Annotated in this window: 20 protein-coding genes, 1 tRNA gene and 1 pseudogene; 9 read left to right on the top strand and 13 right to left on the bottom strand. The window is 67.8% G+C overall.

Annotated elements, in window-relative coordinates; all coding sequences use genetic code 11:
* Nucleotides 1-4: 4 nt before the first annotated feature.
* The 3 genes from DM816_RS45865 to DM816_RS20580 form a co-directional block, all read right to left on the bottom strand.
* Nucleotides 5-256, bottom strand: a complete 252-nt coding sequence (locus tag DM816_RS45865) for an HAD-IA family hydrolase (RefSeq protein ID WP_117211960.1) — start codon at nucleotides 254-256, stop codon at nucleotides 5-7.
* Nucleotides 257-350: 94 nt separating this feature from the next.
* A complete protein-coding gene (locus DM816_RS20585) occupies nucleotides 351-572 on the bottom strand; it encodes a hypothetical protein (protein ID WP_117211959.1) in 222 nt (73 codons plus the stop codon).
* 295 nt (nucleotides 573-867) lie between these two features.
* Nucleotides 868-941: transfer RNA gene (locus DM816_RS20580), tRNA-Gly, on the bottom strand.
* A 133-nt stretch (nucleotides 942-1,074) separates the two neighbouring features.
* Here DM816_RS20580 and DM816_RS20575 point away from each other — a divergent pair.
* Nucleotides 1,075-2,022 carry a zinc metalloprotease gene (locus DM816_RS20575; RefSeq protein ID WP_117211958.1) on the top strand — a complete coding sequence of 316 codons (948 nt, stop codon included), beginning with the start codon at nucleotides 1,075-1,077 and terminating at the stop codon, nucleotides 2,020-2,022.
* 1 nt (nucleotide 2,023) lies between these two features.
* Here the strand turns inward: DM816_RS20575 and DM816_RS20570 are convergent, their stop codons facing one another.
* Nucleotides 2,024-2,497: a pyridoxamine 5'-phosphate oxidase family protein gene (locus tag DM816_RS20570; RefSeq protein ID WP_117211957.1), complete on the bottom strand. Its 474-nt coding sequence runs from the start codon at nucleotides 2,495-2,497 to the stop codon at nucleotides 2,024-2,026.
* Nucleotides 2,498-2,593: 96 nt separating this feature from the next.
* Here DM816_RS20570 and dcd point away from each other — a divergent pair, with 96 nt between their 5' ends.
* Nucleotides 2,594-3,178: a dCTP deaminase gene (gene dcd / locus DM816_RS20565; RefSeq protein ID WP_117211956.1), complete on the top strand. Its 585-nt coding sequence runs from the start codon at nucleotides 2,594-2,596 to the stop codon at nucleotides 3,176-3,178.
* Here the strand turns inward: dcd and DM816_RS20560 are convergent.
* Nucleotides 3,137-3,850 (bottom strand): GNAT family N-acetyltransferase, encoded by a 714-nt coding sequence (locus tag DM816_RS20560; protein WP_117211955.1) that lies wholly within the window; start codon nucleotides 3,848-3,850, stop codon nucleotides 3,137-3,139. The genes dcd and DM816_RS20560 overlap by 42 nt on opposite strands.
* Before the next feature lie 233 nt (nucleotides 3,851-4,083).
* Between DM816_RS20560 and DM816_RS20555 the strand changes: the two genes are divergently transcribed.
* Nucleotides 4,084-5,916 (top strand): acyl-CoA dehydrogenase, encoded by a 1,833-nt coding sequence (locus tag DM816_RS20555; protein WP_117211954.1) that lies wholly within the window; start codon nucleotides 4,084-4,086, stop codon nucleotides 5,914-5,916.
* Nucleotides 5,917-5,987: 71 nt separating this feature from the next.
* Nucleotides 5,988-6,488 carry a SixA phosphatase family protein gene (locus DM816_RS20550; protein WP_117211953.1) on the top strand — a complete coding sequence of 167 codons (501 nt, stop codon included), beginning with the start codon at nucleotides 5,988-5,990 and terminating at the stop codon, nucleotides 6,486-6,488.
* Here DM816_RS20550 and trhA read toward each other — a convergent pair.
* Complete coding sequence (gene trhA, locus DM816_RS20545) at nucleotides 6,485-7,144, bottom strand: PAQR family membrane homeostasis protein TrhA (protein WP_117211952.1); 660 nt, start codon at nucleotides 7,142-7,144, stop codon at nucleotides 6,485-6,487. The genes DM816_RS20550 and trhA overlap by 4 nt on opposite strands.
* Nucleotides 7,145-7,214: 70 nt before the next feature.
* Here trhA and DM816_RS20540 point away from each other — a divergent pair, with 70 nt between their 5' ends.
* Nucleotides 7,215-7,772, top strand: coding sequence for a 5-oxoprolinase subunit B family protein (locus DM816_RS20540; RefSeq protein WP_117211951.1), 558 nt, complete (start codon nucleotides 7,215-7,217; stop codon nucleotides 7,770-7,772).
* A gap of 93 nt (nucleotides 7,773-7,865) precedes the next feature.
* Here the strand turns inward: DM816_RS20540 and DM816_RS20535 are convergent, their stop codons facing one another.
* Nucleotides 7,866-9,077: an MFS transporter gene (locus DM816_RS20535; protein ID WP_117211978.1), complete on the bottom strand. Its 1,212-nt coding sequence runs from the start codon at nucleotides 9,075-9,077 to the stop codon at nucleotides 7,866-7,868.
* A 115-nt stretch (nucleotides 9,078-9,192) separates the two neighbouring features.
* On the opposite strand from DM816_RS20535, the gene DM816_RS20530 reads away from it, so the two are divergent.
* Entirely contained in the window at nucleotides 9,193-9,642 is a 450-nt protein-coding gene (locus tag DM816_RS20530; RefSeq protein WP_117211950.1) for a MarR family winged helix-turn-helix transcriptional regulator, read from the top strand.
* 98 nt (nucleotides 9,643-9,740) lie between these two features.
* The gene (locus tag DM816_RS20525) at nucleotides 9,741-11,525 is read left to right on the top strand and encodes an NHL domain-containing thioredoxin family protein (protein WP_246002078.1); all 1,785 of its coding nucleotides are present in this window, start codon (nucleotides 9,741-9,743) and stop codon (nucleotides 11,523-11,525) included.
* Here DM816_RS20525 and DM816_RS20520 read toward each other — a convergent pair.
* From DM816_RS20520 to DM816_RS20505, 4 genes are all read right to left on the bottom strand, one after another.
* Entirely contained in the window at nucleotides 11,502-12,224 is a 723-nt protein-coding gene (locus tag DM816_RS20520; protein WP_117211949.1) for a LamB/YcsF family protein, read from the bottom strand. The genes DM816_RS20525 and DM816_RS20520 overlap by 24 nt on opposite strands.
* Complete coding sequence (locus tag DM816_RS20515) at nucleotides 12,214-13,047, bottom strand: 5-oxoprolinase subunit C family protein (RefSeq protein ID WP_117211948.1); 834 nt, start codon at nucleotides 13,045-13,047, stop codon at nucleotides 12,214-12,216. The genes DM816_RS20520 and DM816_RS20515 overlap by 11 nt, the downstream gene beginning before the upstream one ends.
* Nucleotides 13,048-13,112: 65 nt before the next feature.
* A complete protein-coding gene (locus DM816_RS20510) occupies nucleotides 13,113-13,430 on the bottom strand; it encodes a superoxide dismutase family protein (protein ID WP_211588780.1) in 318 nt (105 codons plus the stop codon).
* 82 nt (nucleotides 13,431-13,512) lie between these two features.
* Nucleotides 13,513-13,998, bottom strand: coding sequence for an NUDIX hydrolase (locus DM816_RS20505; RefSeq protein WP_117211946.1), 486 nt, complete (start codon nucleotides 13,996-13,998; stop codon nucleotides 13,513-13,515).
* Between the two features lie 18 nt (nucleotides 13,999-14,016).
* On the opposite strand from DM816_RS20505, the gene DM816_RS20500 reads away from it, so the two are divergent.
* Nucleotides 14,017-14,532 (top strand): XdhC family protein, encoded by a 516-nt coding sequence (locus DM816_RS20500; protein WP_246002077.1) that lies wholly within the window; start codon nucleotides 14,017-14,019, stop codon nucleotides 14,530-14,532.
* Nucleotides 14,533-14,607: 75 nt separating this feature from the next.
* Entirely contained in the window at nucleotides 14,608-15,066 is a 459-nt protein-coding gene (locus DM816_RS20495) for a DNA glycosylase AlkZ-like family protein (RefSeq protein WP_246002076.1), read from the top strand.
* A gap of 261 nt (nucleotides 15,067-15,327) precedes the next feature.
* Here DM816_RS20495 and DM816_RS20490 read toward each other — a convergent pair whose 3' ends face one another.
* Nucleotides 15,328-15,837: a pyridoxamine 5'-phosphate oxidase family protein gene (locus DM816_RS20490; RefSeq protein WP_117211944.1), complete on the bottom strand. Its 510-nt coding sequence runs from the start codon at nucleotides 15,835-15,837 to the stop codon at nucleotides 15,328-15,330.
* A gap of 339 nt (nucleotides 15,838-16,176) precedes the next feature.
* A pseudogene (locus DM816_RS20485) lies at nucleotides 16,177-16,414 on the bottom strand (hypothetical protein); the annotation flags it as partial.

Below are 16,414 nucleotides of genomic sequence, written 5' to 3'. Positions count from 1 at the left end.
TCGTCTACGACTGCGTTAGCCCCGGCTGCGGCGAGGGTTCGGCCTTTTCAGGACGATTGGGAAATCCGACACTGTACGTGTCGGCGGCTCGTGCGGCGTGCATGCCGCTGACGGAGTCGTCGATGAGGACTGACTGGTTGCCTTGCACCCCAAGCGCTTTCATGGCAGTTAGGAGGCTGCGCGGGTGCGGTTTCATCAGGCTCGGGCGGCTTGCGCTCGGCCGGAAACCTTTGCTACGTAAGGCTCGAGCGCCCATCGCTTCAGATATACGGCGATTGCTTCGGCGGATTGTTGCTCACGATGCGATTTGACGTCCTGCGGCGTTCGCTGCGCGGATCGCCTCTGCGGCATTAGGTGTAGGCGGCTTCGTGTGCTGCCTCGATTTCAGCTCTTCGTAGTTCATCCTCCACGGCCTGCAGTAGGGCGGGATTATTGAGTTGCGCAGCTGTGTGAAGTGGCGCAAGCGGATCGTCATCGTTGAGCGCTGGATCCGGCGAACCGAGATGTTCAGCGATGAGGCGCGGCAGCCGGTGCGCGGCGATGGGAGCGGGCAGGGCCGAAAGATGCTGCACACGGGTCCATCGAAGTCCAGCAGCAGAACGCGTGTGCGCGCTAGAACTTCGGTTAGGTCGAGACTGTGTGTTGTCACAGGTCAGCATCCCTTGCGACGGTGGTCCAAAGGGAGTCGAACCATCGTGATGCTTGAGCGACGTAGGCCGCAAGGCTGTCGAGGCCGACGGCGATACCGATGACGACGGATCTTCTGGGGTCCTCGTTCCGGCGCGCTAGTTGCACGCAAGATCAGAAAGGGCTCCGGGATATTGATAAGCCTGGCTGGGACTTATGCCCTGACCGGGCCTTCCTTCGTGGAGCGGGTGACGAGAATCGAACTCGCACTGTCAGCTTGGGAAGCTGATGTTCTGCCATTGAACTACACCCGCGGCAGGCGACACTCTACCACGCCCACCGGGGGACATGCCTTGAGGAAGGGTGTGGGACGCGCTAACCTCCCTATATCGATCAATTGCGATACCTGAATCGCTTGGTATCGCGGGGAGGAACCCAGGTGCTTCGATGAAGTACACGCATACCCTTGCTGCCGCCGTGCTCGCGGCGGCGGCGATTCTCACGGTCAGCCCCGCCACCGCGGCGCTGACGCCCGGTGACGCGAATGCGAACGCCTGTGTCGAGCAGGGCCGGGCCACGATGAAGGTCAGGCCGGGCGGGGCCGTGATCGCCGATCCGAACGAGCTGACCCCCGCCGAGGCTGCGGCGCGCGAGGCCGACCTGCGCTACTGGCTGGCCGCCAGGGGCAAGATGGACGGCGACTCGGTCACGGCCCTTGCGCCGACCGTGCCCGTCGTCGTGCATGTGATCAGGCGCGACACGACGCGCGCGGGTGGCAACATCCCCGACTCAATGATCACCAACCAGATCGCCGTGCTGAACAACGCCTATGCGGGCCGCACGGGTGGCCTCGGCACGAACACCGGCTTCCAGTTCACGCTGCAGGCGATCAACCGGGTGACCAACCCGTCGTGGTATCCGATCCAGTACAACTCCAGCACGGAGCGAGCGATGAAGGCCCAGCTCCGCCAGGGCGGCCCGGGCACGCTCAACATCTACACCGGCGAACTGTCCAGCGGTCTGCTCGGCTGGGCGACGTTCCCGTCCAGCAGCATCGGCAGCTACGACGGCGCGGTGATCCTCGCCGAGTCGCTGCCGGGCGGCACGGCCAGCCCCTACAACCTGGGCGACACCGCCACGCACGAGGTGGGCCACTGGCTGAACCTGTACCACACCTTCCAGGGTGGCTGCAGCGGCTCCGGCGACCAGGTCGCCGACACCCCCGCCGAGCGTTCGGCCGCCTTCGGCTGCCCGACCGGGCGCAACACGTGCAGCACCGCAGGCGTCGACCCGATCCACAACTTCATGGATTACACCGACGACTCGTGCATGTACGAGTTCACGCCCGGCCAGGCGTCTCGCATGCAGGCGGCTTGGGCGGCCTATCGCGCCTAGGCTAGACCCCCACCAATAAGCGTTGCCTTTGCCGTTGGCGTCGCCACACCCGCGGCGGCGCCGACGGCTCGTCGCGATAGAGCATCGCGGTATCGACGGAGAACTCGAACAGCGTCCAGTCGATGCCCTCCGCCGCCCGGTGCTCCCGGGCCAGCTGGTCCACAATGGACACGTTGATGACCTGCCGGGCGCGGCCGGTCACGACCGCTTCGGCGTCGCTGCACTCGGCCGGGAAGGCGTGCAGCGCATAGCGACCGTCGCGATTGAGGTCGTCTCGTTTGGGTGACGCGATGACGAAGCAATACAACCCCTCGTCGGTGACGATCGGGCTGACGGGATGGACCCGCGGCCCTCCGTCGGCGCGGACGGTGGCCAGGTAGGCCATGCCCCGCCCGTATTGATGCAGCAGCGCGCGAATCGACGCCGCTAGGCCCGGATCGGCCGCGGCGAACTCTCGCCACCCGGTGAATCCCATGCCGCCAGTGTATCGAACGCCTGTTCGATTCCTGTATCCGACATGCCGCGTCACCCAAATGTCCTACTAAACGGCGGGCTCGCTAGGCTCGCCTGCATGCTGCTTTCCGACCGCGACCTGGTCAGCGAGATCAAGGCGGGCCAGCTGGGCCTGGACCCGTTCGAGCCGAGCCTGGTCCAGCCGTCCAGCATCGACGTGCGCCTCGACCGCCTGTTCCGGGTGTTCAACAACCATCTCTACACGCACATCGACCCCGCCGAACAGCAGGACGATCTGACCACCCTGGTCGAGGTGGAGCCCGGCCAGGCGTTCATCCTCCATCCGGGTGAATTCGTGCTCGCCTCCACCCTTGAGGTGGTCACGCTGGGCCATCAGCTCGCGGCGCGCCTCGAAGGCAAGTCCAGCCTGGGCCGCCTTGGCCTGCTCGTGCACTCCACGGCCGGGTTTATCGACCCGGGCTTTTCCGGCCACGTGACCCTCGAACTGTCCAATGTGGCCAGCTTGCCGATCCGTCTCTGGCCGGGCATGAAAATCGGTCACATCTGCGTGCTTCGCCTCTCATCGCCCGCGGAGCACCCCTACGGCTCGCCCGTTTACGGTTCGCGCTATCAGCACCAACGCGGACCCACCGCCTCGCGCTCATGGATGAACTGGCGCGTCTGGCCGACCGATACCGAATAAATCTTTAATCTCATCCGGTACGGGCGAAGGCCCCGCCAAATCCAAGGGCGCACCCTCAACTGCGCCACCGCTGAAGCTCACCGGCACCGGCGGTTTCCAGTCTTCCCGGTCGATGCGCAGGCGCCGCTCGATGCGCGGCTGCCCGTCCGGCCCCGCTATGCGGTTGATCCCGTCCTCGCGATAACCGAGCTTGCGCGAAACCGCGAGCGACGACTCGTTGCCCACGAACGCACCCGACCGCCCGCTGACCGCACCCAGCCCGGCGAACCCGAACTGCAGCACGGCCGCCCGCATGCGCGTGCCGATGCCCTGCCCGTGGAAACGCCGCCCCAGCCACGAGCCCGTGTGGAACTCCCGCGTGACCCCGAAATCGTCGGCCCCGATGTTTTGCACACCCATGGGCTGCCCGTCACGGAACACCACGAAACTGTGCGACCACTTCTCGGGCGTGAAGGCGCCGGCCTGCCGCCAGTAGTGCAGGATCACCGAGCGCGCGACCTCGGCGGGCGACCCCTGGGTCCACGGCACGAAGAACGGCATGAACGACGGGTCGTGCACCCCATCCGCCGCCACATCGGCGAGCGCGGCGAGCTCTTCGCTCGTGGGCCAGCGCAGTTCGAGGTCCTCAGTGGTGAGGATCACTCCCGCAACGGGCCAGTGGTCAACCAGCATGGCTCCAATTCTGGGCCACGTCCGTCTCGCCTCGGTCCCACCCTGGCCCGTGGCTGGCTGCGGGCCGTGTGACCTCCTCTCGCGGCCGTGCGGCCGAAGATGCTGACGGCAACCCGACGGGCCTCGCGACGCATTTTCGACTCAAGCGTTGCCCGAACCCGGTTGCAGCTGGTTACTGGCCGGTAATACAGTGGAAGAACTACTGGGTAGTAAGTAGCGGAGGCCTGAGGAAAATGACTCACTACCGGAGCAACCTGCGCGATCTCGAGTTCAACCTGTTCGAGGTCTTCGACACCCCGTTCGGCACCGGGCCCTACGCCGACGTTGACGCGGACACCGCGCGCAGCGCGCTGGCCGAGATCGACCGGATGGCCCGCACCGACCTGGCAGCGAGCTTCGCCGACGCCGACCGCAACCCGCCGGTCTACGACCCGGCCACCTACTCCGTGCGGATCCCGGACAGCTTCAAGGAGTCCTATCGGACCTGGATGGACGCCGAATTCTGGCGGTTCACACTGCCCGAGGCCCTGGGCGGTACCCCCTCGCCGCATGCTTTTATCTGGTCTTTCGCCGAACTCGTCCTCGGCTCGAACGCTCCGGTGTGGATGTATGGCTCCGGGCCGCTCTTCGCGCACATCCTGCACCTGGAGGGCACGCCCGAGCAGAAGGAGTGGGCCAAGCTCTTCGTCGAGCGCAAGTGGGGCTGCACGATGATCCTGACCGAGCCGGACGCGGGCTCGGACGTCGGCGCCGGGCGCACCAAGGCGATCGCGCAGCCGGACGGCTCGTGGCACATCGAGGGCGTGAAGCGGTTCATCACGTCCGGCGAGCACGACATGACCGAGAACATCATTCACTATGTGCTGGCGCGGCCCGAGGGCGCAGGCCCCGGCACCAAGGGACTGTCCCTGTTCGTCGTGCCGAAGTTCCACTTCGACGGCAAGACGGGCCGGCTCGGTGAGCGCAATGGCGTCTTCGCCACCAACGTCGAGCACAAGATGGGCATCAAGGCGTCCACGACGTGCGAGATGACCTTCGGCGGGCACGGCGTCCCGGCGAAGGGCTGGCTCGTCGGCGACGTGCACGACGGCATCCGCCAAATGTTCCTCATCATCGAAAACGCACGGATGATGGTGGGCAGCAAGGCCATCGCGACCCTCTCCACCGGCTACCTCAACGCGCTCGACTACGCCAAGGAGCGCGTGCAGGGCGCCGACATGCTGCGGATGACCGACAAGACCGCGCCGCGCGTGACCATCACCCATCACCCGGACGTGCGGCGATCGCTTCTCCTTCAGAAGTCGTATGCGGAGGGCTTGCGGGCGCTGGTCGCCTACACCGGACTCTGGCACGATCGTGCGGCGCTCGCCGCGTACCACAAAGACGAGAAGGCGCAAGCCACGGCGCGCAAGGTAAACGACCTTCTGCTTCCGCTGGTCAAGGGTGGTGGATCGGAGCTCGCGTTCCAGTTGCTCGGCGCCGAATCGCTGCAGACCTTCGGCGGATCGGGCTTCCTGCAGGACTATCCGATCGAGCAGTACGTGCGCGACTCCAAAATCGATTCACTGTACGAGGGCACGACCGCGATCCAGAGCCTCGACCTCGTCTTCCGCAAGATTGTGCGGGACAACGGGCGTGCGCTGATGACCCTCGCGGGCGAGATCCAGCAGTTCCTCGACAACGAGGCGGGCAACGGACAGCTCAAGGAGGAGCGGGCGCAGCTGGCCGGCGCGCTCGGCGACGTGCAGGGCATGCTCGGCACCCTCACCGGCTGGCTGGGCGAAGCGCAGGGCGGCGAGCCGAAGTCCCTCTACAAGGTGGGCCTGCACTCGCGCCGGCTGCTGCTCGCGCTCACCGACCTGGTGGTCGGCTGGCTCCTGCTCAAGCGGGCCGACGTCGCGCTGCAGAAGCTCAGCGAGTCCGGCCAGGACACGGCCTTCTACGCGGGAGTCGTTGCCAGCGCACGGTTCTTCTCACGCGAGGTGCTGCCGCGTCTCGCCTCCGACCGCCGCGTCGTCGAGCTCGCCACGCTCGACCCCATGGAGGTACCGGAGGAGGCGTTCTAGTTCCCACCTCCGGGGTCTTTCCTTCTAAAGTCCGGGTGCGGGAAGGCGGCCGGTAGGGCAAGCTGTGAGCCATGGACCGCACTCTGGTGCTGTTGCGTCACGCCAAGGCCGACCGCCCCAACGGCGTCGCGGATGTGGACCGGCCGCTGACCGAGCGGGGGCATGCCGACTCGGCCGCGGCCGGCGCATGGTTGGTCAAGCACGGGCACGTGCCCGATCTGGTGCTGTGCTCGCCCTCCAAACGCACGAGGCAGACCTGGCACTCGGTCGCGGTCGCGCTGGCCGGCACGGGATCGCCGGACGTGCATTACGAGCGGGCGGTCTACGACGGGTCAGCGGGCGAGCTGCTCAAGGTCGTCCAGTCGGCGCCCGGCACGGCGCGGGTGGTGATGCTCATCGGGCACAACCCGACCATCTCGCACCTGTCGCAACTGCTCGACCCGGACAGTGAGCTCGATTCGGACGGGTTGCGCACGTGCGGGATCGCGGTGCACCGGGTCTCCTCCGACGACTGGGCTTCGGTGCAGAGCGCGCCTTTGACGACAGTGCACACCGCACGCGCGCTCTCCTAGGCAAACAGCGCGAAATAGATCGCGATGTGGTGGCAGATCGCGGCCACGAGCGTGCAGGCGTGGAAAAACTCGTGGTGGCCAAAGACTTTGGGCCACGGGTTGGGGCGCTTGAGCGCGTAGCAGATCGCGCCCAGGGAATAGGCGGCGCCGCCGGCCAGAAGCAAAAGGAGGGCGGTCACGCCGCCATGGTGGGAGATGTCCGGCAGTACGGCGACCGCCACCCAGCCGAGCGCGAGGTAGAGCGGGGCGGAGACCCAGCGGGGCGCATGCGGCCAGATCAGCGACATGAGCGCGCCGCCGACGGCGCCCGCCCAGACGATGGTGAGCAGGAGTGTGGCCTTGGCGGGTGGGAGGAGCAGCGCGCAGAAGGGCGTGTACGTGCCCGCGATGAACAAGAAGATCATGGCGTGGTCGAGACGGCGCATGGTCTGGTAGCCACGCTCCGTCCACACGCGACGGTGATAGAGCGCGCTGATGCCGAACAGCCCACAGACGGTCAGGCTGTAGACGAACGTGCCGAGAGACGGTGCGATGGCGACGAGCACGATGCCGCAGGCGATCGCGGCGAAGAAGGCGTAGAAGTGCAACCAGCCGCGCAGGCGCGGCTTGCCGATGTCCATGGGCGTGAGGCGGGTGCGGGTGATGGTCGCGCTCATGGGTCAAGGTTACGGGCGCGTAGGTTACGTTACCGTAGGTTGGTCGGGTGAAGTCCGTTACAGTACGGATATGCAGGTGCGCCGCTACGGCTGGGACTCGCTGCTGCTGGAGGTCGATGATCCCGCGGCCTGGTTTCGTGCGCTGCAGGCATCCGATGAGCTGGAGTGCGAGGAGATCGTGCCGGGCGCGCGGACGGTGTTGCTGCGGGGCGTGGCGCGTGCGCCCGATTTCTCAAATCTGACCGTGGTTTCGGCGGTTGGCGAGGGCCCGGAAATTGTCGTGCCCGTGTCGTGGGATGGTGCCGACCTGGAAGACGTGGCACGTGCCTGGGGCGTCGACGATCCGGTGGAGGTGATGCGGGGGACGGTTTTCACGGTCGCGTTCTGCGGATTCGCGCCGGGGTTCGCCTATCTGAGCGGGCTGTCCGGGTCGGTGCCGCGGCTCGACTCGCCGCGCACGAGCGTGCCCAAGGGATCGGTGGCCGTGGCCGGGACCTACGCGGGCATCTATCCGCGCAGCTCGCCCGGCGGCTGGAGATTGTTGGGGCGCACGGATGTCGAGCTGTTCGACCTGGAGCGGGAGCCGCCCGCGCTGCTGGAGCCGGGCATGCGGGTGCGGTTCACCTGAGCCGGGCGGTCACAAGAGCAGCAGCGCCAGCCTTCGGCTGCACCGGCCACGGGCGGCTCACCCGCGGTGAGGGTCGCGGGCAACGGGCGGCCGTCATCCTAATTGGACAGTCGTGATTGGTCCGTTTGGCCGATCCTGGCCGACCGTGGCGCGAACGCGGGAGGCCGACCGGCGGTCGACGGCGCCGGACACGATGGCGACGGTCAGCCCCGCGATCCCGAGCAGGGCGGCGACCCACAGCGGTGAGGTGTAGCCGAAGCCGGCGCTGATCGCCAGTCCAGCCAGGAACGGGCCGACCGCGTTGCCCAGGTTGAACGCGGCCACATTCGCGGCGGACGCGAGCGCCTGGGCGCCGACCGCCTTGTCGAGCACCCGGGTCTGCAGCGGCGGGATGGCTGCCGAGGCGGCCACACCGAACACGGCGAGCATCACGACGACGGCGACCTTGTGGTGAGCGGTGGCGAACAGCACGGCGGACACCGCGACGATTGCGGCGAGCAGTGCGTACACGCTGGGCATGAGGGCGCGGTCGGCGTACCGGCCGCCGAGCGGCCCGCCGACGAGCATGCCGAGGCCGAGCACCACCATCACGACGGGTACCGCACCGGCCGAGAAGCCCGTGACGTCGGTGAGCAGTGGCGCGACGTACGTGATGACGGCCAGCACCGGCGCCCAGCTGACCGCGGTCATGACCAGTGCGAGCCACACCTGGCCGCTACGGAAGACGCTCAGTTCGCCGCGCAGGCCGGTCTGCGGGCGCGGGCCATCGGGCACGAGGTGCGCGATGCCGGCGAACGCCACCACGCCGATCACCGTGATGAGCCAGAATGCGCCGCGCCAACCGACGTGCTGACCGACGAAGGTGCCCAGGGGCACCCCTAGCACGTTCGACAGGCTCAGCCCGACGAACATCATGGCGATCGCGCTGGCGCGCCGTTCCGCCGGGACGAGGTTGGCCGCGACGACCGAGCCGACGCCCATGTAGGCGCCATGGGCCAGCGAGGCCACGATGCGACCGGCCATCAGCGTGCCGTAACTGGGCGCCAAGGCGGACAGCACGTGCGCGGCGACGAACAGCGCCATCAGCCCGAGCAGCATGGCCTTGCGCGGCGCCCGCGCGCCGAGGGCGGTGACGACCGGCGCGCCCACGACCACGCCAAACGCGTACGCGGAGACCAGGAGCCCGGCGGTGGGTATCGAGGTGTGGAAGTCGGCGGCCAGATCGGGCAGCAGCCCGGCGATGACGAACTCGGTGGTGCCGATGCCGAAGGCGCCGAGCGCCAAGGCCAGCAGTGCGAGGTGCATGGCCATCCCCTCAATAAGCTTGCGTGAGCCGATAACAAGCGCACGCCTGATATTTGCAGACGCTTGCTATCTCAACACGCATGTATTCTGGGGGCAACCAGAGGGGAGGTGAGTGATGTCACGCCGCGAGGACGCCGCCGACTCGCGGGCACAGGGGTGGCGCACGCTCGCCGCGCTGCACGCCCGCATCGAGGACCGCATCGAACGAGCGCTCCAAAGCGCGCACGGGCTGAGCGTGAACGAGTTCTGTCTGCTCCATCACCTGGCCGGGCCGAACGGCCGGCATACCCGGATGCAGCAGCTCGCCGGGAAGCTCGTGCTCAGCCAGAGCGCCACCACGCGACTGGTCGACCGGCTGGAAAGGCGTAACCTACTTACCCGCGTACTGTCCGAAGAGGACCGTCGCGGCATCTACGCCGAGGCCACCGAGGCGGGCCGCAAGCTGCTGGCGGAGGCGACGCCGACGCACAACGCGGCGCTGGACGACGCCTTGGCCGAGGCCGCTGATCTGCCCGAGCTCGCGCCGCTCGTGCAGGCCTTGGAGACGCTCAGCATCAAGGTGTAGCTCCCATGATCAGTGGTGTTGCGGCCGAGGTGACCACATGGCCTCCCGCGTGCGCCGGCGCGCGGCGGCTGCGCTCTTTCGTCGTGCATCATTGCTGAGTGGCACGTGTGCGGGCGCCTGAGTTGCGCGGAAGAGGCTGGCTGAACACCGGGGGCAGAGAGCTTACCCTGAGCGATCTGCGCGGCAAGATTGTATTGCTGGACTTCTGGACGTTCTGCTGCATCAACTGCCTGCACGTGCTCGACGAGCTGCGCCCGCTTGAGGAGAAGTACGGCGACGTGCTGGTCGTGATCGGGGTGCACTCGCCCAAGTTCGAGCACGAGAAAGACCCGGACGCGCTCGCGGCAGCGGTCGAGCGCTACGGGGTGGAGCATCCGGTGCTCGACGACCCGGAGATGGGCATGTGGCGGCAATACGCGGCCAAGGCCTGGCCAACGCTCAACGTCATCGACCCGGAGGGCTACGTGGTCGCGGCCATGGCGGGCGAGGGCCACGCCGAGGGGCTGCGCCGGCTGATCGACGAGCTGATCGACGAGCATGAGGCCAAGGGCACGCTGCATCGCGGCAACGGGCCGTTCGTGCCGCCCCCGCCCAGTGACACCCAGTTCCGCTTCCCGGGCAAGGCTTTGGAGCTGCCCGACGGGCGGATCCTGGTGTCCGACTCGGCGCGCCACCAGCTGGTGGTCGTGGACGGTGAGCGGATCGGGTCGGGCAAGCGGGGGCGCGCCGACGGCGGGCCGGATCAGGCGAGCTTCTCGGAGCCGCAGGGGATGTGCCTGCTCCCGCCGGACGTCGCCCAGGCCGTGGGCTATGACGTGGTGATCGCGGACACGGTCAACCACCTGCTGCGCGGGCTGCGCCTGTCGGATCTGACGGTGACGACGGTCGCGGGGACGGGGCGGCAGTGGCGGTCCACATTGGACGAGCGCCCACACGATGCCCGCTCGATGGACCTGTCGTCTCCGTGGGACGTTGCCTGGTACCAGAAGAAAATCATCATCGCGATGGCCGGCACGCACACCCTCTGGTGGTTCGACCCTCTCAAGAGGACTGTCGGGCTGTTCGCGGGCACGACGGTCGAGGCGCTGCGCGACGGCGAGCTGCCGGACGTGTGGCTGGCGCAGCCGTCGGGCCTGTCGGCGCAGGGCGACCGACTGTGGATTGTGGACAGTGAGACCAGCGCGCTGCGCTACATCGCGGGTGGCGTGATGAAAACGGTTGTGGGGCAAGGGCTTTTCGATTTCGGGTTGGTTGACGGACCGGGCGAGCAGGCGCTGATGCAGCACCCGCTGGGCGTGTGCGCGTTGCCGAATGGCGATGTGTTGGTTGCGGATACCTATAACGGTGCAGTACGGCTCTTCAGAGACGGCCGACTGTCCACTGTGGAGACTGGGCTGGCCGAGCCGAGCGATCTCGTTGTCACGCAAGGCGGGGATGTGCTTGTGGTCGAGTCGGCGGCGCATCGGCTCGTGCAACTGTCACCTGGTTCGGTCGGTGTCGATGCCGTGCGGCACCGGGTTGAGCGGCCCGTGACGCTGGTCAAGCCCGGCGAGGTCACGCTCGATGTGATCTTCGAGCCGGCGCCCGGCCAGAAGCTCGACTTCAGTTTCGGCGACCCGACCCGGCTGGAGGTGTCCGCGTCACCCGACGACCTGCTGCTTTCCGGCGGCGGCACGGGGACGTCGCTGCGGCGCCGGCTGGTGCTCAATCCGGCTGCGGAGGGCGGTGTGCTGCAGGTCGTGGCCCAGGCGGCGACGTGTGATGCCGAAGCTGAAAACGCCGCGTGCCATCTGACCCGCCAAGATTGGGGGGTACCGATCCAGCTCTCGGCGGCGGCCGACGCCCGCCTGACGCTGGTGCTACGCGGTCTTGAAGGAGCGTAGCGTCACGCCCGCCTCGACCAGCGCCGACCGCACGGCGCGGGCCAGCGCCACCGCGCCCGGCGTGTCGCCGTGCAGGCAGATCGAGTCGACCGGGTGCGGCAGCACGGTCCCATCGAGCGCGATCACCCGCTGGTCGACCGCCATGAGCAGGGCCCGCGCCACGACCTCGTCGATGTCCGTGATCACGGCGCCCGGCTTGCTGCGCGGCAGCAGCGAGCCGTCCGCGCGATAGGCCCGATCGGCGAAGCCTTCGAGGTACACGCCCGCGCTCGCATCGCCCGCAGCCGTGGCGAGCACCGACCCGGGCGCGCACAGGACGGGAAGGCCCGTGGCGAGCGCCGCCTCAACGACGGCGGGCACGTGCGGCACGGCATGGTAGAGCGCACCATGCGGCTTGAGGTACGCGACCCGGGAGAACGCCCGCAGCGCGCCCACCTGATAGATCAGCTCGTCGCGGAGCGTGCCCAGGTCGTACTCGATGAAGCGGCGCCCGAAGCCGGGCAGGTCACGGTATCCGACCTGGGCGCCGACCGTTACGCCGCGGGCAGCGGCCAGCTCGGTGACGCGGCGCATGGTCGGCGCGTCGCCCGCATGGAAGCCGCACGCCACGTTGGCGCTCGTCACGACGTCGAGCAGGACCTCGTCGTCGCCCAGTTCCCAGCGTCCGAATCCCTCGCCGAGGTCAGCATTAAGGTCCACAGAAGACGACCCTAGCGCCGGTGCGCGCCTGCGCGAGCAGCGGCAGGTCGTCCGGGTGCACGACGCCTATCACCGGGTACCCGCCGGTGGTCGGATGGTCGGCGAGGAACACGATCGGCAGGCCGTCGCCTGGTACTTGGATGGAGCCCGACACGAGCCCTTCGCTGGGCAGCTCGCCTCGCCTGCGGGCAATGGGCGTCCCCGACAGCCGCACACCGATCCGGTTGGCCGACCCGACGTGAAACGGTTGTGCGAAAAGCGAACCCGGGTCATCGAACCAGTCGTCGCGCGGCCCGAGCCGGACGCGCACCCGCACCTCTCCCAAGACGCCACGACTCCATGGCGTGAAGTCAACAGCGGCGGGGGTCGAGTCGCCGAACGCGACCAGATCCCCGGCGCGCAGCGGTGCCGGGCCAAGGCCCGAGAGCGTGTCGGTGCTTCGCGACCCGAGCACGCGCGGCACGTCGACCCCGCCCTGCACGGCTATGTACATGTACACGCCCGCCACGGGCGAGCCCACGCGCAGCGAACGACCGGCCCGGATCGGCACGCCGAACGCGCCTGGCCGCCCGTCCACCCAAACCGGCGCAGGCGCACCGGCCACGGCCACATACGCGGGCCGTTCGAACCGCGCCTCGAACCGCCCATACGCGAGCTCTATCCCCGCCGCCCCGGAATCGTTGCCCAGCAAGCGGTTCGCAAGCGCGAGCGCGGGTGCGTCCACCGCGCCCGATCGGGGTACGCCCAGGTGCGCGTATCCCACCCGCCCACGATCCTGGACCGTGGCGAGCACGCCCACTGCAACGACTTCTAGTTCCGGCATCAGGCGCAATCATGGCAGAGCCCGGCGGAGAGCCCTGCCATGATTGGCCCGGATCGGGGAGAGTCTTAGCGCGTTACGACTCCACAGCCGACACGTGCTCCAGCATCGCTCGTGGCTAGGGTGGCCGCGTCGGGATTGGGCACGCCCGCCGTCGTGTACCGCGTGGGAATGTGCGCCAGATTGTCTGGGGCGGCGTGAATGATGACCGCACTGCCGTCGGCGTCGAAAATGTCGGCGAACCGCAGCGTGTCCTTCTCGGCGGTCGCCAGGGCACGACCATCGGCCGAGACGTGGCTGTCCGATGTGGACCGGTCCGGCGCCGCTGCCGCCGGTGTGACCGCCAGGAGCAGGGCGGCCGCGATGAGAGGGACGAATCTGAGCATGGCATCATCCTGCATCGATACCACCGCGAGTCCCAGGAACGTGAATCCCTTAAGTGGGGCGAGAATCCCTTAATGGCGTTGCTTAGTCGCGTTGGTAGGACCAGCTCACCATCCGGCCCTCGTGATAAGGCATGACGCCGTGAAACTGGCGCGGATCGGCGTCGAAGACCATGGGCAGCCACTCGTGATCGCTCTGCCACATTGGCACATTGCCGATGTCCTTTAACTGGACCCATTCCAGTGTGCCCTCGGCGTTGCCCCCGTGCGGTGTGCCGCTGAATTCGTCGACGCGGAAAATGAAGCCGAACCAGTTCTGCCCGCCCTTGCCGAAGCCCGGCCACAGGACCGTGCCGCGCAGCGTGAGCCGCTCGGCCAGCAGGCCGGACTCTTCTTTGATCTCGCGTTTGACGCCGGCGAGCACGTCCTCGTCGGGCTCTACGCGCCCGCCCAGTCCGAGATATTTGCCATAATGGATGTCGTCGGGGCGCTTGTCGCGGTGCAGCAATAGCACACTCTCGCGGTCGGACGACAAGATATAGGCCAGCGTGGCAAGCACTACAGTGGTCACCCGGCATAGGCTAGTCGCGTGACCCACGTCGATCCCGCCTGCGCCATGGCCGCCGGAGACATTCCGCCCGACCTGGGCCCGCGCACGCTCGTGGCGGTGTTCGCCTCGCCGGTCGCGACGCACCTGCTGCACTTCGCGACGGACCTCGGCTATCGGAGTCTGCTTTTAGAACCTGACCCTCATTTGGTACCAGAAGAGCCATCATTTGATTCGCTGTCTACAGTGGACTCTTCCGTCATCGGGCCGGACACGGATGTCGTCGTCACCGACCACGACCGCCCCGAGCTCGGCCAGATCCTGCTCAAAATGCTGGAAACCGACGCTCGCTGGATCGGCGTGATGGGCAGCGTGCGGCACATCGCCCAGCACATCCCGGCGCTGCGGGCGCTCGGTGTCGCCGAGCCGGACATCGCCCGTGTCCACCGCCCGATCGGCCTCAACATCGGCTCGAAAAGCCCCGCGGAAATCGCCATCTCGACGCTCGCGGGCCTGATCGCCGACCGCAACGGGCGCCCCGGCGGGTTCGCGTTCTAATACCGTTCTTCGGGCGAGCACGGAGCTGAGCCGTCGTGCCCTCAACCGGGCGCGCAGGTTGGCCGCCTCGAAGGATTGCACGAACACGGCCGCGTCGCGGTGGTCCAGGCCGTGCCCAGCGCAGGGTGGACCCTGGCCCGCCAGATGCTGCTCGAACGCTCGGACGTCGGCCCGCTTGAGGCCATCTCGCACCTGGTCGGCCTCCGGGCGGAGGCCCCGCAAACTTGGTTTGTCGGGCTTTGGACGAGGCTGCGCGACTTCGCCGCCGTGGGCGCCTCCCGGCTGCTCGAAGAGCGCAAGCTGGTGCGGATCGCGTTGATGCGCAGCGCCATCCACCTCGTGACGGCGTCCGATGTGCTCGACCTGCGTGTCGTCACACCAACTTTCATGGTCAATTCGATTCGCCGTGGGCCGTCAGCACGCCACATCGGCCGATCCGGCTCCGGGCCGCTGCCCGGTTCCCAAGGAGCTACGGCCCATATGCCCGCATCGAGCAGACGCAGACCATGGCCAGCCGTCAGAGGGTGGTCTTGAAGGAAACACCTGCCACACAGCGGCGCAGAATCGAGTGCCCTCGGACTCCGACCGGGCGCAGCAGATTGCGCAGGCGGGAGTGTCAGAGGATCTTCGTGTTCGCGTTTCACCCGAGCGCCGGAAGCTGCGGAAACGCTTGGCGGGGCGCGGCGCGGCGCTACACCGCTGCGCCGATAGGCCCGCGCGGGCTTCGGTCGCGGTGGCGGACACCCGATGGTCGGCAGCGGTCACACCGATCGGCCTGAATTGACAGCGGTGGGGTCAACGACGCCAGAGCTGCCGCGCGGCAAATCCCTCGCGCCTTAGCCAGTGCTCCGTGTAGACAATCCGGTCTGCCTCAATGAGCACCAGCGTGTCGCGGGGTGGAGTTGACAGTGGCCGTCCTCGCTCGGCGTGTTCGTTTTCCCACCGGAACGCTTCCCAGAATGGTGCTCGGTCTGGATGGTCGGGATCGAGCACCCGGGCGGTGCCGAACAGTTGGGCGCCGCGGCTGCTGGCCAGGCTGACCAGCGGCGCGAAGATCCCGACCGATACGCGGGGATCGGCGGCGATGTTGCGCAGCTTCGGTGACAGCGGCGCGGCGGTGAACATGACCGCGAACCCGAGGGAGTAGTAGCGCACCGGCGTGGCCAGCGGCCCGTCGGGGCCGGCGGTGGCCAGCACGCACATGTTCTGCGTCGACAGCAGGTTGAGGATGCGTTCCTCAAGTCGTTCCCGCGTCAGCCGACGGGTGGGAGTGGGCCTAGACAGCCAGGGATTTGTCAACGGCATGCGGCTCCTTGGGTCACACGCGACCCTAGCCGGGTTAGATCATCGGCGGCCGATCGGGTTGCAAGGCGTCTCCCGCAGACGCCGCAACGGCTACACCAGACCGGCCTGCTGGCCTCGGGCCTGTCGGGGCACCGGTGTAAGCGCCGCGCTCTGCCAAGCGTTTCCGCAGCTTCCGGCGCTCGGGTGAAACGCGAACACGAAGATCCTCTGACACTCCCCTGGCCTCGATGGGCTCGATCGGCGACTGCTATGACAAACTCGATGATCGAGCCCTTCTTCGCCACGAAGCAGCTCGAACTACTCGACCGGCGCCAATGGGCCACGGGCGCCGGTCGAGGGTTAGGCGTGGAGTTGTTCTGCCGGTTGAGTGGCGGTGGGCATGTTGGTGTGCGGGTCGGGCGGGGTGGTGGGCGTGGGGTTGACGGGTGTTTGCGCGGCGGGCGGGTCGGCGGGGGCGCGGCCGTCTTCGTGCGGGGTGATGAGGCGGCGCAGCGAGATGGCGATGAGGGATGCGGTCAGGCAGCCGACGATGACGAGGGCGATCCACACGCCGCCCAGGCCGAGCTGCAGCAGTGGC

Source organism: Allorhizocola rhizosphaerae (genome assembly GCF_003426775.1).
Lineage (GTDB): Bacteria > Actinomycetota > Actinomycetes > Mycobacteriales > Micromonosporaceae > Allorhizocola > Allorhizocola rhizosphaerae.
Note: the sequence above shows the minus strand (reverse complement) of the source record. Positions and strands in the feature narration are given on the sequence as shown.